This is a genomic window from Janthinobacterium sp. SUN211, from assembly GCF_030587315.1.
GTDB lineage: Bacteria > Pseudomonadota > Gammaproteobacteria > Burkholderiales > Burkholderiaceae_D > Janthinobacterium > Janthinobacterium kumbetense.
The window spans coordinates 935,228-948,349 of record NZ_JAPWIC010000001.1 but is presented as its reverse complement, the minus strand read 5'-3'; the positions used below and the strand labels follow the sequence as shown (position 1 = coordinate 948,349).

Sequence of the window (13,122 nt, the reverse complement as noted above, 5' to 3'; positions counted from 1 at the left end):
CGAAGAGGACCCATCATGAGCGACACGTTTCACCCTTATCCCCATGTGCCGAAGGTGTATCCGCCCGGCAAACCGGCCGGCGCCGCCACGCAGCATGTCCCGGTCCTGATCGTCGGCGGCGGCCCCGTGGGCTTGGCCACGGCCCTGGGCCTGGCCCGCCACGGCGTGCGCTCGGTGCTGATCGAGGCGGACGACGGCGTGTGCACGGGAAGCCGCGCCATCTGCATCTCGCGGCGCAGCCTGGAAATCATCGAACGCCTGGGCGGGCTCGACGGTTTTATCAGCAAGGGCTTGCCGTGGGCGGGCGGACGCAGTTTTTACCGCGACGAGGAAGTGCTGCACTTTACGATGCCGCAAGACGCGAACCAGAAGTTGCCGCCGATGGTTAACCTGGCGCAATACCATATCGAGCAATTCCTGCTCGATGCGGCCGAACGCCAGCCGGAATTGATCGATATCCGCTGGCAAACGCGGGTGACTGGCGTGGACAAGCGCGCCGGCAGCGCCAGCGTCACCGTGGCCACGCCCGATGAAACCTATAAAATCGAGGCGGACTGGCTAGTGGCGGCCGACGGCGGGCGCAGCGTGGTGCGCGAGGCGCTGGGCCTCAAATTGCAGGGCACCAGCTATGAAGGGCGCTATGTGATCGTCGATATCCACCTGAAGAGCGAGCGCCCGACGGAGCGCCTCGCGTATTTCGACCCGCCGTCGAATCCCGGTTCGACCGTGCTGGTGCACAAGCAGCCCGACGATATCTGGCGCATCGACTACCAGTTGCGCGACGACGAGGATGCGCAGGCGGCCGTGCTGCTGGAAAACGTGGCGCCCCGCGTGGACAGCCTGCTGGCCATGATGGGCGAAACGGCGCCGTGGCATCCCGTGTGGATCACCATCTACAAGGCCAACGCGCTGACCCTGGAAAAATACCGGCATGGCCCCGTGCTGTTCGCGGGCGATGCGGCCCACCTCGTGCCCATCTTCGGCGTGCGCGGAGCCAATTCCGGCATCGACGATGCGGACAACCTGGCCTGGAAGCTGGCCTACGTGGTCAAGGGCCAGGCGCCGCATGCCTTGCTGGACAGCTATTCGGACGAGCGCGTGTTCGCCGCCCGTGAAAACTTGCGCCACGGCACCAAAAGCACGGAATTCATGGCGCCGCCCACGTTTGCCTTCGAGCTGATGCGCACGGCCGTGCTGGGCCTGGCGGGCAGGCACGCGCACGTGCGCTCCCTGATCAACCCGCGCCAGACGAGCGCCATCGCGTATGCGCAGTCGGCCCTGAATGCGCCGGACCCCGACACGTTTGCCGCCGGCCCCGCGCCGGGCACGGTCTTGCCGGAATGCCCGCTGGCGCTGGCGTACGACGGCGGGCAAAAAGCGGGGTATATTACCGATCTGCTCAAGCGCGCAGATGGCCATTTCACGGGACTGTACTTCAGCGAGGATGGGGCCATTCCCGCTGAATTGCAGGCGCTGGGCGACACCTTGCCGCTGACGAGCGTGGCGATTTCCCGTAGCGGGGCGCAGGAGTGCGCCTGGGACCACACGGCGCAGGTATTCTCGCTGTTCGACGCGCAGCCTGGCACGTTTTACCTCGTGCGCCCGGACGGCCACGTGCTGGGACGCTGGCGGCAAGTGCAGGCGGGGCAGGTGGCGGCAGCGCTGACGGCGGCCGGCATCGCCCAATCGAAGTAACAAGGAGACAATATGACCGATATCGAACTGGATAATTTGTACACGGAGCTGTGCCACACCATGGGCGGCCTGGGCGAACAGCGTTCGCCCCTGTTCCTCGCCCGTTTCGCCTTGCTGGCTATGGGCGCTATCGGCAAGGCCGACGTGGTGCAGGGCTTGCTGCGCGACGCGGCCGACGGCTTGGCGGAGCCGGCATGATAGGCGCCGGCTACCAAAGCGGCTTCGGCAACGAATTTGCCACGGAAGCCGTGCCCGGCGCCTTGCCGCAGGGGCAGAATTCGCCGCAGCAGGCGCCCCTGGGCCTGTACGCGGAACAATTGTCGGGCACGGCCTTCACGGCGCCGCGCGCGCAGAACCGGCGCTCGTGGCTGTACCGCATCCGCCCCGCCAGCCAGCATCCGCCATTTACCTTGCTGGAAAACACCCGCATCGTCAGCGACTTCCACGCCATGCCGCCCACGCCGCCGAACCAGCTGCGCTGGGATCCGCTGCCGCTGCCCGACGGCGCCACGGCGGTGGACTTCATCGACGGCTGGCAGACCATGGCCGGCAACGGCAGCGCCGAAACCATGAGCGGCTGCGCCATCCACGTGTATGCGGCCAACCGCTCCATGCAGCGCTTCTTCTACTCGGCCGATGGCGAATTGCTGGTCGTGCCGCAGCAAGGCCGGCTGGCCATTGCCACGGAACTGGGCCTGATCGAGCTGGAACCGCAGGAAATCGCCGTCATCCCCCGCGGCGTGCGTTTCCGCGTGACCTTGCCCGATGGCGCGGCGCGCGGTTATGTGTGCGAAAACTTCGGCACGGCCTTCCGCCTGCCCGACATGGGCCCCATCGGCTCGAACGGCCTGGCCAACAGCCGCGATTTCCTCACGCCGCACGCGGCGTATGAAGACATCGACGGCGCATGCGAACTGCTGGCCAAGTTCGGCGGCCACCTGTGGCGCACGACCCTGGACCATTCGCCGCTGGACGTGGTGGCCTGGCATGGCAATTACGCGCCGTACAAATATGACCTGCGCCGCTTCAACACCATCGGCTCGATCAGCTACGACCACCCGGACCCGTCGATCTTCCTCGTGCTGCAGGCGCCCAGCGAAAATCCCCTGTTCGGCGCCATCGACTTCGCCATCTTCCCGCCCCGCTGGCTGGCGGCCGAGCATACCTTCCGCCCGCCGTGGTTCCACCGCAACGTGGCCAGCGAATTCATGGGACTGATCCACGGCGTGTACGACGCCAAGGCGGCCGGTTTCGTGCCGGGCGGCGCCAGCCTGCACAACTGCATGTCCGGCCACGGCCCCGATGCGCAGACCTTTGACAAGGCGTCGCACAGCGACACGTCCGCGCCCGTGAAGGTGGGCGACACCATGGCCTTCATGTTCGAGACGCGCACCATCCTCAAGCCCACGCCATTCGCGCTGGACGGCGGTCTGCTGCAAAACGACTATTTCGCGTGCTGGCAAGGCTTGCGCAAGCATTTCGATCCGGAGCAGGCGTAGTCTCGCGCTGCTCAGGCGGCCCGCGCCCGCGCTACCGTCTGCGGGTTGGCGGGCCGCGCCAGTCCCAAATGTCCGCGCAGGGTGCTGGCCGCATAGTCGGTGCGGAACAGGCCGCGCCGCTGCAGTTCCGGCACCACCAGCCGGGTGAAATCCTCGAAGCCTTGCGGCAGCAGGGGCGGCACGACATTGAAGCCATCCGCGCCCCGTTCCACGAACCACTGTTCCATCAGGTTCGCCACCGTCTTGACGGAGCCGATGGCTTGCAGGTGGCCGCGTGCGACCCTGAAGCGCAGCACCAGCTGGCGCAAGGTCAGGTGCTCGCGGCGGGCCAGCTCCAGCTGCTGCAGGAAGCGCCCCTTGCCGTTTTCTGGCGCCTGGTAGGGCAGCTCGGGCAGGGGGCCGTCGAGCGGATAGCCGGATAAATCAAAACCGCCAAATTCCAGGTGGCTGAAGTCGACCAGTGCCTGCAACTCGCCGAACTGGTCCTGCGCCTGCTGGTCCGATTCGGCCACAACCACCGACAGCCCCGGCGTCACTTTCAATTGATCCTCGGCGCGGCCATACTTGGCCATGCGGCCCTTCACGTCCGCGTAGTACGCCTGCGCCACGGGCAGCGAGGTGGCAGAGCAGTACACCATCTCGCTAAGGCGCGCGGCAAATTCGCGGCCCGTCTCGGAATTGCCTGCCTGGACCAGCACCGGGTGGCCCTGCACGGGGCGGGGCAAGTCCAGCAAGCCTTGCGAGGCAAAGTACTGGCCCTGGAAATCGAGCGCATGGCCCGCCGCCGGCTGGTAGAACTGGCCGCCGGCGCGGTCGGGCCGGTCGAAGGCCTCGTCATCCCAGCTATCCCACAGCATCTTGGACAGGGACACGAATTCATCGGCGCGCGCATAGCGCTCGGCGTGGCTGCGCGGCGCATCGATGCCGAAGTTGCGCGCCGTGTGTTCGCCAAACGAGGAGACGATGTTCCAGCCCGCGCGCCCGCCGCTCAGGTGGTCGAGCGAACTGAATTTGCGCGCCACGTGGTACGGGTGCTCGTAATTGGTGTTGACGGTCGCGATCAGGCCGATATGGCGGGTGACGGCGGCAATGGCCGACAGCAGGGTAAATGGCTCGAAGGGCAGGCCGATGGCGGCGCGGCCCGTGTCTGGCGTGACGTCGCCGGCGCGGCCGATGAAGTCGGCGATAAAAAAACTGTCGAACTTGGCCGCTTCGGCCAGCCTGGCGGCATTTAGCCACCAGGCCAGGTCGGGCCGTCCGCTGGCGCTGGCCGATGGATGGCGCCAGGCGGCGGGATGGTGGCCGTGGCGTTGTAAAAAGACATTCAGGACAAGCTGGCGTGCTGGCATGGGAGGAACTCCGTGGTGGATTGGCGACATGGCGCGTCTCAATAATTACGCAAGGTTCGGGCCAGCGCTGGGCATGCGGCCGGATATGCAAATTCCGGATAAGCTAGCGCGGCACCATTCGTTCACGCCTGGAGATGGAGCGCGGTATAGTCGGCCCATGGAACTCTTAGCCCACAATTTCAGCAGCGATTTCGCGCGCAGCGCCCACCTGGCCCGCGGCGCGGGCGACGACGGCGACAGCGAGGCGCTGGTCGCCTTCCGCGACCCGCAGCAAATGAGCTTGCTGGTACGCGCCACGGCCTTTGTCTTTGCCGACCCCCGTTCGCGCCAGTTGCACGAGCTGATCGAACGCATTGCCCCCAGCGAGGCGACGGTGCTGATCACGGGCGAAACGGGGACGGGAAAAGAACTGATTGCGCGCCACGTGCACGGTTTGAGCGGTCGCGCCGAACAGACCTTCGTGGCGATCAATTGCGGCGCGTTTTCCGAAACCCTCGTCGAGAGCGAGCTGTTTGGCTATGAAAAAGGCGCGTTTACTGGCGCGCAGCAGGGCAAGCCTGGCTGGTTCGAGACGGCCAGCGGCGGCACCCTGTTCCTCGATGAAATCGGCGACTTGCCGCTGGCGATGCAGGTCAAGCTGCTGCGCGTGCTGCAGGAACGCGAAGTGGTGCGCCTGGGCGCGCGGCGCGCCATCCCCATCGACGTGCGCCTGATCGCCGCCACCAACGTGGACCTGGCCGAAGCCGTGCGGGCAGGGCGCTTCCGCGAAGACCTGTATTACCGGCTGCAGGTGATCGGCCTGCCGCTGCGTCCCCTGCGCGAGCGCCCGGGCGACATCATGCCGCTGACGCGCCACTTCATGGCCATCTATGCGCAGCGCCTGCACCTGGGCGAGGTGGAACTGGGCCTGGACGCGCAAGAGGCCTTGCTGGCCTATCCATGGCCGGGCAATATCCGCGAACTGGAAAACGTCATCCATCGCGCGCTGCTCGTCTGCCGCAGCGGCGTCGTGCGGGCCGAGGATTTGAGCCTGTCGGGCTGGCACAGGGCGCCCGCTGCCGCACCTGTCCCCGCATCTGTTTCCGTGGCTGTCCCAGACGCCTGGGCGGGCGGCGCCGATATCGCCTATGCGGCCCACGGCGCGTCCGGCCAGGACGATTTATTGGCGGCCGAGCGCTTTGCCCGCGCCTGGCAAGCCTTGCTCGCCTCGGGCGAAGCCGTGGAATTCGAGGCGATGCAGCAGGAACTGGTGCGCGCCGCCTGGGAGCGCAATGAGCGCAACCAGGTGCGCACGGCCAGGCACTTGAATTTGAGCCGCAACATCCTGCGCACTTTCCTGAAAAAGGCGGGCGCCATCGATTAGGCATACGAGCGACCTCCCGGAGCCGGACCCGCAGCGATGCGGCTCCGGCTTTTTTCATGGCTGCTGCGCGCGCAGCACATTGCTGCCATGGGGGCAGCGGATTGCTGCCAAATCAACAGCGGCGGGCCGCGGCGGGCATCCTGGGCATGGCATGTTTTCTGCGAGGAGGGTAGGGCAGGCCGCTGCGCGATGCGCATACGGCCTTTTCTTCGACCCACGACAGGAGTCCACGCATGACCATAGAATTCATCTGGCAATTGCCCACCAGCGGCGACGGCCGTTACGCGGCGCCCGGCATCACGCGCCGTGGCGAGCGAAACGCTGGCGCGCCCAGCCCCCTGCAGGCGGGCGTGAGCGACCCGCGCGGCGCGCGTCCGTCCTTCAATTATTTCGATTATCTGCACCAGATCGCCCGCGCGGCCGATCTTTCCGGCTTCGACGGCATCCAGGTGCGCCACGATACGCAGGGCGATGAAAGCTGGATCGTCGCCGGCTATCTGGCCCGCAGCACGCGCCACCTGAAACTGATCGCCGAATTCGACGCCGCCTGGGGTTCGGCCGTGTATGCGGCGAAGAACGCCGTCAGCTTCCAGCGCTTCACGGGGGGACGCTTCGCCTGGCAGATCGGCCCTGGCGGCGACGCGGCAGCGCGCCGTTGCCAGGGCGATGCGGCGCCGGACGCCGACATCCTGCCCCGCATCGATGAATTCATCACGGTGGCGCGCGGTGTGCAGAATACATCGCCGTTCAGCTTCAAGGGCAAGTTCTTCGAAGTACAGGACGGCGGCTTCAAGGGGCCGCTGGCGCACCATCCCGTCAACGGCATCTATTTGACGGGCGAGTCGCCGGAGGCGCTGGCCCTGTCGGCGCGCCAGGCCGACGTGCACGTGTTCGACGCGGCGCCCGTGAAGGATTTGCAGCCCGCCATCGCCAGCCTGCATGCGCAGGCGTGCCAGCTGGGCCGTGCCGTGGCGGCGGGCTTGCGCATCGACGTGCTGGCCCGCGAAACGTTCGACGAAGCCTTGCGCGATGCGCGCCGCTACCGCAGCGGGGCTGGCCTGCCTGACTATGCTCCGTCGGCTGATGGCACGGCGGGCAGTGCAGCTTTGTTCTGGCCCGGCTTTGCGCAGGCGCAAACGGGCGCCCGCGGCGCCCTGGTCGGCAGCCATGCACAGGTCGCCGCGGCGCTCGAAGCCTACGCGCAAGCCGGTGTGTCCAGCTTCGTGCTGGCGGCCATTCCCCATTTCGAGGAAGCCTACCGCATCGGCGAACACGTGCTGCCCCGCGTGCGTGCGGCGTTGCGCGCGCAGCTGCAAACGGCTTGAGTCCCCGTATCCAACCTATTCAAGGAGTACCTACATGGCTATCGATTTTTTCTGGCGCATCCCCACGCATGGCGAACCGAGTTCGCACCGCGCCCGCACGCCGTTTCGCGGCGACTGGTTTCCCGGCAATGACAACCTGCGCCAGGCCGGCCTCGGTGGCGGCGGCGCCGACGGTTTTACTTACATCGACTACCTGGCGGAAATCGCCCGCGCGGCCGAATTGTCCGGCTTCCAGGGCGGTCTGATTCCATCCTTCCCCATGACGGACGAACCGTGGGCCATTTCCGCGCTGCTGGCGTGCGAAACGAGCACTTTCCGCTTCATGATCCCGTTCCAGCCCGGCTTCCTGAACCCCGTGGTGGCCGCGCGCATGACGGCCAGCCTGCAGCGGGCCACGGGCGGGCGCGCGCTGTACAACGTGATCACGGGCGGCGGCGGGCCGGCGCAGCTGTGGTGGGGCGATTCGGCCGGCCACGACGACCGCTACACGCGCACGACGGAATTTCTCGACGTGGTGCGCGGCGTGTGGCGCGGCGGGCCGTTTTCCTACCAGGGCAAGTTCTACCAGGTGGAGGATGCGGGCCTGGCCACGCCGCTGTCGGAGCAGGATTTCCCCGAGATTTACTTTTCCGGCTCGTCCGACGCGGCCCTCGGTTCCGCGTCCAAGCATGCCGATTACTACCTGACGTGGCTGGAACCGTTCGAGCAGCTGCGCGAGAAATTCGCCCGCGTGCATGAAAAGACGGCGCTGCTGGGCCGCAAGATCAAGTGCGCCGTGCGCGTCGACATCGTCGCCCGCGCCACGGAAGAAGAAGCGTGGGACGAAGTGCGCAAGGGTTTCGAGGCCGTCGATGCGGCCACCCTGCGCCAGTTCCTCGGTGCCGATGGCGGCGATTCCGTGGGCGCGGCGCGCCAGCGGGGCAACCGCCCGACGACCCTGAGCAGTTACAGGGACTTGATCACGGCGCCGAATATCTGGTCCGGCTTCAACCTGCTGCGCGGCGGCCAGACGCAGGGTATCGTCGGCAGCTACCAGCAAGTGGCCGAACGCCTCGACGAACTGGTGCAGCTGGGCGCCGACGCCTTCATCCTGGCCAGCACGCCGCACCTGGAAGAAGCGTACCGCGTGGGCGAGGAAGTGCTGCCCCTCGTGCGTGGCCACACGGCGGCACTGCTGCGCGCCGCCTGAGTATCCCCTGTTGCCGCGACAGCAGCACCACCGCCCGCTGTCGCGCAGGCAGCACGCGGCGGCGCCGCTGCTGCCAAATCAACAGCACTATCACTCCGATAGTCTTCCTTTTAAATCAATCACTTAACGACGATTTTGCTGCGCTGCGGCAGCGGGCATGCCCCTTGCAATACAGGTCATCACCATCTCGCGTTTTGACTTTACTCAAGGATAATCACCCATGCGCCGTTCGACTGCCCCCGCCGCCTTTTCCTCTTTCCCCTTTCACTTGACGCCAGTGCGCCGCGCGCTGCGCTCGGCCTTCGCCATCGGCGGCCTGATGCTCGTCCATGGCATGGCCCATGCCGAAGCGCCCGGTGCAGAGGTCATCGCCGCGGCCGACGCGAACGGCGCCGGCGAGGGCGCCGCGCTGCAATCGGTGACGGTGACGGCGCAAAAACGCGAAGAATCCGCGCAGAAGGTGCCCAGCGCGATCACGGTCCTGGGCGGCAAGGAGCTGCTTGACACGGGCATCGGCCGCTCGGCCAGCGAAATCCTCAATTACGTGCCGAACGCCTCGGCCGGCACGCAGCAGCATGGCCGTCCGCGCTGGTGGATACGCGGCGTCGGTGCGGGCCAGCAGCAGATCGATTTTCCGAATCCCGTCGGCTTTTACCTCGACGACGTCTACATCAGCAATTCCAGCGCCACGGGCTTTCCCCTGTTCGACCTGGACCGGGTGGAAGTGCTGCGCGGCCCGCAAGGCACCCTGTGGGGCAAGAACACGACGGGCGGCGCCATCAACGTGATTTCGCGCAAACCGTCGTTCAAGTCCAGCGGCTACGCCAAGGTCGATTACAGCAGCTACGACACCAAGCTGGCCGAAGGGGCCATCGGCGGCGCGCTGGTCGACGAGGTGCTGGCGGGGCGCTTGTCCTTCCACACGGAACAGCAGGACAAGGGCCGCTTCCACAACCAGTTTACGGGCGAGCGCGATGGAAAGCTCAAGGATAGCGCCATCCGCGGCCAGCTCAAGGCCCTGATCGGACGCGACCTGACGGCCAATCTGAACCTGCATTACCGCGACTACACGACCAAGGGCGCCACCACCACCGTGGCCAGCTATGGCGCGAACGGCGTGTACCGCAATGGCTACGTCCCCAGCACGAATCCCGATGACGTGAGCACGAATGCGCCGGCCGACAGCGACGTGAAACAGGGCGGTGCGCAGCTGAACCTGGAATATGCGCTGGGCGAGTTGACGCTGACGTCGATCACCGGCTATGAAAACTTCCGCAACGAGGCGACGGGCGACAGCGACAACACGCCGCTGGAAGTGGGGCGCAGCCGCTCGAAGGCCAGCAGCCGGCAGGTGTCGCAGGAGCTGCGACTGACGTCGCCGCAGAATGGCGCCGTGAGCTGGGTGGCGGGCCTGTTCTACTTCAATGAAAAGATCGATTCCGATTCGGCCGGCGCGCGCCTGCCCAACGGCACCGTGCCGGCGCTGGCGGGCAGCACCCAGCCCATCGGCTACAACCGCACCGTCTACCGGCACAAGGCGCGCAGCGCGGCCATCTTCGGCAGCACGACCGTCAACTTCAGCGAGCAGTTCCTGTCCACCTTCGGCCTGCGCTGGACGACGGAAACCAAGGACCTCGATTTGCAGCGCGTGCAGGCCGCATCGAACACGGTGACGTTTGGCGATGCGTCGAACTGGTGGAACACGGTCAAGGGCGGCAATTACGCGGCCGCCTCGGTGGCCAACAACAATTTCACGTCGAATCCGTCGACCACGTGGAATGCGCTGACGTATGACGTGACGCCCGAATACCGCTTCAGCCGCACCCTGCGCGGCTACCTGAAGTACGCGCACGGCATCAAGTCGGGCGGCTACAACACGAGCGCCACGGACGTGCGCGCCCTGAACACGGTGAAGCCGGAAACCCTGAACTCGTTCGAGGCGGGCATCAAGTCCGAATGGCTGGACGGACGCCTGAATTTCAACGCCAACGTTTTCCACTATGACTACAAGAACGTGCAGGTGAATATCACGGGCGTGTACAACGGCGACCCCACGCAAAGCGTCAATTACCTGCAAAACGTGCGCAAGGCCCACGTGAACGGTGCGGAATTCGAGCTCGAGGCGCAGCCGACGGACAACTTGCACCTCAATGCCCATATTGGCCTGCTGCGCACGGAATTCGACGATTTCGCCATCCAGAACAATGGCGGCGACCGCTCCGGCAATGAATTCGTGCGCTCGCCCCACGTGACGGCCCTGCTGGCGGCCGATTACCGCTACCCGCTGGGCAATGGCGCGCAGCTGGTGTTCAGCGGCGACGTGCGCTACACGTCGAAGCAGTACTATTATGTCGACCCGCAAAATGCCGCGCGCGACTTGCTGAACCAGGGCGGCTTCGCGCTGGCCAATGCGCGCCTGTCGTACGTGCTCCCGGGCGGCAAGCAGCGCATCACGGCATATGCGAACAACCTGGCCGACAAGGTCTATCGCAACCACACGCTCACCAGCTTCGTGCCGGGCGCCGTGAATGGCGACACCGTCATCATCGGCCAGGGCCGCACGGTGGGGGCGTCGTACACGCTGCAGTTCTGAGCGTGACCGCCTGATGTAAAAAGGCCGGCGATTGCGCCGGCCTTGTCGTTTGTACTATAGCCTTTATGCCGCCGCTTGCAGCAACGCGTCGAGGCGCCGCTGCGCCTCTTCCAAAGGCCGGCGGTCGATCCAGCGCTCGATATCGACGTCGCGGTCGAGGAAACCGTGCTGCAGCTGGAAATCCTTCTGCTGGCGGAACAGCGCCACCTTGTCGTCGGACAGGTCGGGCGCCAGGGTCAGGTGAAAACCGTCGCGGTAGGCTTCGGCCACGGCGTCGGCGCCGGCCCGCGTCTCGCCCTGCAGGATGGCCAGCACGTCTTCCTTGTGGCTGCGGGCCCAGTGCGCGGCGCGCAGGGTTTGCGTCAGGAAGCGCACGACCAGCTCGAAATGCTGTTCCAGCATGGTCTCATGTACGGTGATCGGCCGCGGCGTGCCGTTATTCACGCGGAAGCGCCGGTAGGGCAGGGCGTCGATGTCTATGCCTACTTCCAGCCCCGCCACGCGGGCCGCCTCGGCCGCTGCCGCGCCCTTTACGTAGACGGCATCGACTTCGCCGCGCAGCAGCGGCGCGATGCCTTGCCACAGGCCCGCGCCCAGATTGGCCTGCGCCGGCGCGTCGACTCCCACTTCCACCAGATGCACGTCGTCGAGCGTGAGGCCGGCCGAGGCCAGCACGCCCTTGTAGCCGGCCAGGCTCATGCCGCGCGCGATGCTGCGTCCGCGCCGGTTGTCGCGCAAGTCCTCGGCGCGGAAGACGGGCAGCGCCAGACGCTTGCCCTGCAGCTGCGCGGGCGTCGCGATGCCGGAACCGGGGCGCACGAGGATGGCTTGCCACTCGTCGATCCAGGTCAGGCCGATCAGCCGCGTGGGCGCCCCTTGCGCGCGCGCGGGCAGGGCCAGCAGGTTGCCGCCTTCGCGCACGAGCGTGGACAGGCCGTGGTCATAGTGGTGGCGCGCCAGTTCGCCGCCCACTTCCTGCAGGGTCTTTAACGCGATGCCGTCGCGGGCGAATTCCTCGTCCAGCCAGCCCAGTTTGTAGGCCAGGCCCGTGGCCGTGGGCACGGGGCAGCGGGTGAACCAGACGGTATCGACGGCGGGGACAGTTACGGTAGTCATGGAATTCCTTCGTGGTGGTGGAAGCCTGTAACCGTGCAGGAAACGTGCCCGCGCCGCTTGCTGGCTGGCCGACAGCGCGTGCGGACGGTGCTGCTGCCGCGCCAGCAGCCGCTGTTGCGCAAGCAGCAGCCATGCACCATTTTCCCGGCGCTGGCGCTGGCACGCGTCTTGCGAAAGTAGAGGCAGGACTGACCCGTATTCCAACCCCAACGAATGGAGCATGACATGACGGACGTGGCACAAGCGGAAGCACAACAAGTACAGGTGCAGGAGTTGACGGCGGCCGAACTGGCCTTCGTGGAGCAGGTGCGCCGCGATGCGCAGATCGCCTTCGACGGCTTGCGCGAGACGGGCAGCCTGACGGCCAATGGCACGGTGGGCTTCGTCGAGCGCACGCCGGGCGGCGACAAGGTGGTGGTGGTCAACGATCCGGGCCCGTTCCGCCGCGGCCAGGCCCTGAAGGCGGCCGTGCTGGCGCTCGACGGCACGGTGCTCGCGGGCGACGCGAACAACGGCGGCGCGCGCTACTTAAAACTGTTCCGCGAGCGGCCGGAGGTCACGTCGATCTCGCACGTGCACTCGCCGTCGCTGGGTGCGTGGGCGCAGACGCACCGCACCCTGCCGATCCGCTACGTGCCCGTGCAGCGCTACCAGCTGGTGCGCGAAATTCCCATCTATATCGACCGCCGCCAGCCGGAAGTCGATTTCATCCTCGGCGAAATCGCCCGCAACACGCATGCGACGGCCATCCTGGAAGCGAATGGCGGCGCCACCGTGTGGGGCAAGCAGGGCTTGCTGAAGCTGGCCGAATTCATCCTGCTGCTGGAAGAGGGCGCGAAGATCCAGATCGCGGCCGAAGCCATCGGCGGTTCGCGCGACTTCGGCCCCGGCGTGCTGCTGCAGCAATGGAAGATGAGCAAGCTGATCGACACGGCGCGCGCCTTGTCGCTGCTGCCCGCCACCGACCTGGTGTAACCCTTTCACGAACAGGCC

10 protein-coding genes are annotated in these 13,122 nt (G+C 66.4%); 8 read left to right on the top strand and 2 right to left on the bottom strand.

Features of this window, described 5'->3' with window-relative positions:
• Positions 1 to 15 precede the first annotated feature (15 nt).
• Genes O3301_RS04135 through hmgA form a run of 3 tightly spaced genes read left to right on the top strand, consistent with a single transcriptional unit; the run spans position 16 to position 3,194 of the window.
• Positions 16 to 1,695, top strand: a complete 1,680-nt coding sequence (locus tag O3301_RS04135; protein WP_305055631.1) for an FAD-dependent oxidoreductase — start codon at positions 16 to 18, stop codon at positions 1,693 to 1,695.
• 12 nt (positions 1,696 to 1,707) lie between these two features.
• Positions 1,708 to 1,893, top strand: coding sequence for a DUF2783 domain-containing protein (locus tag O3301_RS04130; RefSeq protein WP_092708909.1), 186 nt, complete (start codon positions 1,708 to 1,710; stop codon positions 1,891 to 1,893).
• The gene (hmgA, locus tag O3301_RS04125) at positions 1,890 to 3,194 is read left to right on the top strand and encodes a homogentisate 1,2-dioxygenase (protein WP_305055630.1); all 1,305 of its coding nucleotides are present in this window, start codon (positions 1,890 to 1,892) and stop codon (positions 3,192 to 3,194) included. The genes O3301_RS04130 and hmgA overlap by 4 nt, the downstream gene beginning before the upstream one ends.
• An 11-nt stretch (positions 3,195 to 3,205) precedes the next feature.
• Here the strand turns inward: hmgA and O3301_RS04120 are convergent, their stop codons facing one another.
• Positions 3,206 to 4,543, bottom strand: a complete 1,338-nt coding sequence (locus tag O3301_RS04120; protein WP_305055629.1) for an LLM class flavin-dependent oxidoreductase — start codon at positions 4,541 to 4,543, stop codon at positions 3,206 to 3,208.
• Positions 4,544 to 4,700: 157 nt separating this feature from the next.
• Between O3301_RS04120 and O3301_RS04115 the strand changes: the two genes are divergently transcribed.
• The 4 genes from O3301_RS04115 to O3301_RS04100 all read left to right on the top strand — a co-directional run bounded on the left by O3301_RS04115 (position 4,701) and on the right by O3301_RS04100 (position 11,013).
• Positions 4,701 to 5,906 (top strand): sigma-54-dependent Fis family transcriptional regulator, encoded by a 1,206-nt coding sequence (locus O3301_RS04115; RefSeq protein ID WP_305055628.1) that lies wholly within the window; start codon positions 4,701 to 4,703, stop codon positions 5,904 to 5,906.
• Positions 5,907 to 6,139: 233 nt separating this feature from the next.
• Positions 6,140 to 7,231, top strand: a complete 1,092-nt coding sequence (locus O3301_RS04110; protein WP_305055627.1) for an LLM class flavin-dependent oxidoreductase — start codon at positions 6,140 to 6,142, stop codon at positions 7,229 to 7,231.
• A gap of 34 nt (positions 7,232 to 7,265) precedes the next feature.
• Positions 7,266 to 8,420 (top strand): LLM class flavin-dependent oxidoreductase, encoded by a 1,155-nt coding sequence (locus O3301_RS04105; protein ID WP_305055626.1) that lies wholly within the window; start codon positions 7,266 to 7,268, stop codon positions 8,418 to 8,420.
• 220 nt (positions 8,421 to 8,640) lie between these two features.
• Positions 8,641 to 11,013: a TonB-dependent receptor gene (locus O3301_RS04100; RefSeq protein WP_305055625.1), complete on the top strand. Its 2,373-nt coding sequence runs from the start codon at positions 8,641 to 8,643 to the stop codon at positions 11,011 to 11,013.
• Between the two features lie 63 nt (positions 11,014 to 11,076).
• Here O3301_RS04100 and O3301_RS04095 read toward each other — a convergent pair whose 3' ends face one another.
• Positions 11,077 to 12,129, bottom strand: a complete 1,053-nt coding sequence (locus O3301_RS04095) for an ABC transporter substrate-binding protein (protein ID WP_305055624.1) — start codon at positions 12,127 to 12,129, stop codon at positions 11,077 to 11,079.
• 225 nt (positions 12,130 to 12,354) lie between these two features.
• Between O3301_RS04095 and O3301_RS04090 the strand changes: the two genes are divergently transcribed.
• Complete coding sequence (locus O3301_RS04090) at positions 12,355 to 13,104, top strand: class II aldolase/adducin family protein (RefSeq protein WP_099668503.1); 750 nt, start codon at positions 12,355 to 12,357, stop codon at positions 13,102 to 13,104.
• Positions 13,105 to 13,122: the final 18 nt, after the last annotated feature.

Coding starts and splice junctions, on each gene's coding strand:
- O3301_RS04095 (WP_305055624.1), bottom strand. CDS start 12,129: ATGACTACCGTAACTGTCCCCGCCGTCGATACCGTCTGGTTCACCCGC.
- hmgA (WP_305055630.1), top strand. CDS start 1,890: ATGATAGGCGCCGGCTACCAAAGCGGCTTCGGCAACGAATTTGCCACG.
- O3301_RS04115 (WP_305055628.1), top strand. CDS start 4,701: ATGGAACTCTTAGCCCACAATTTCAGCAGCGATTTCGCGCGCAGCGCC.
- O3301_RS04090 (WP_099668503.1), top strand. CDS start 12,355: ATGACGGACGTGGCACAAGCGGAAGCACAACAAGTACAGGTGCAGGAG.
- O3301_RS04100 (WP_305055625.1), top strand. CDS start 8,641: ATGCGCCGTTCGACTGCCCCCGCCGCCTTTTCCTCTTTCCCCTTTCAC.
- O3301_RS04135 (WP_305055631.1), top strand. CDS start 16: ATGAGCGACACGTTTCACCCTTATCCCCATGTGCCGAAGGTGTATCCG.
- O3301_RS04120 (WP_305055629.1), bottom strand. CDS start 4,543: ATGCCAGCACGCCAGCTTGTCCTGAATGTCTTTTTACAACGCCACGGC.
- O3301_RS04110 (WP_305055627.1), top strand. CDS start 6,140: ATGACCATAGAATTCATCTGGCAATTGCCCACCAGCGGCGACGGCCGT.
- O3301_RS04105 (WP_305055626.1), top strand. CDS start 7,266: ATGGCTATCGATTTTTTCTGGCGCATCCCCACGCATGGCGAACCGAGT.
- O3301_RS04130 (WP_092708909.1), top strand. CDS start 1,708: ATGACCGATATCGAACTGGATAATTTGTACACGGAGCTGTGCCACACC.